Raw genomic sequence first — 995 nt, 5'->3', positions numbered from 1 at the left:
CATGACCGCGTGGTCGTACGCCGGGTCGAATCCGAATCCAAGACCGCCGGCGGGATCATCATCCCGGATACGGCAAAGGAAAAGCCGCAGGAAGGCGAGATCATCGCCGTCGGCTCCGGCGCTCGCGACGAAGCCGGCAAGCTGGTCCCGCTGGACGTCAAGGCCGGCGACCGCATCCTGTTCGGCAAGTGGTCGGGCACCGAAGTCAAGCTCAATGGCGAAGACCTTCTGATCATGAAGGAATCCGACATTATGGGCATCATCGGCTGATTATTGGCCTCACCGTCAACTGAATTTCGGGCTTGATCGCAAGCCCCTGCCAGGAGCTAAAAAATGGCTGCCAAAGACGTAAAATTCTCCCGCGACGCCCGCGAGCGCATGCTTCACGGCATCAACATCCTCGCCGATGCGGTGAAGGTGACCCTCGGTCCCAAGGGCCGCAACGTCGTCATCGACAAGTCGTTCGGCGCACCGCGCATCACCAAGGACGGCGTCACCGTCGCCAAGGAAATCGAACTTTCCGACAAGTTCGAAAACATGGGCGCGCAGATGATCCGCGAAGTTGCTTCGAAGACCAACGACATCGCCGGTGATGGAACCACGACCGCGACCGTCCTGGCGCAGTCGATCGTCCAGGAAGGTAACAAGGCGGTTGCCGCCGGTATGAACCCGATGGACCTGAAGCGCGGCATCGACCTGGCCGTGACCGAAGTCGTCGCGGCTCTCGGCAACGCTGCCAAGAAGATCAAGACCTCCGAAGAAGTTGCCCAGGTCGGCACGATCGCCGGCAATGGCGACGAGTCGGTCGGCAAGATGATCGCCGAAGCGATGCAGAAGGTCGGCAACGAAGGCGTCATCACGGTTGAAGAAGCCAAGACCGCCGAGACCGAGCTGGAAGTCGTCGAAGGCATGCAGTTCGACCGCGGCTATCTCTCGCCCTACTTCGTCACCAACGCCGACAAGATGGTTGCCGAGCTCGAGGACGTCTACATCCT

At 60.5% G+C, this 995-nt stretch carries 2 protein-coding genes; both read left to right on the top strand.

Annotation, left to right across the window (positions count from 1 at the left end; translation table 11 throughout):
* Positions 1-270 (top strand): co-chaperone GroES (locus NKI61_RS32815; RefSeq protein WP_031239561.1); only part of this gene is annotated, 270 nt, incomplete at its 5' end.
* 63 nt (positions 271-333) lie between these two features.
* Positions 334-995, top strand: a 662-nt coding sequence (groEL, locus tag NKI61_RS32810) for a chaperonin GroEL (RefSeq protein ID WP_352842423.1), incomplete at its 3' end; no start/stop codon positions are given.

Origin of the sequence: Mesorhizobium sp. M0514, from assembly GCF_040321145.1 — a bacterium.
Taxonomy (GTDB): domain Bacteria; phylum Pseudomonadota; class Alphaproteobacteria; order Rhizobiales; family Rhizobiaceae; genus Mesorhizobium.
This window is presented reverse-complemented; position numbering and strand designations above follow the sequence as displayed.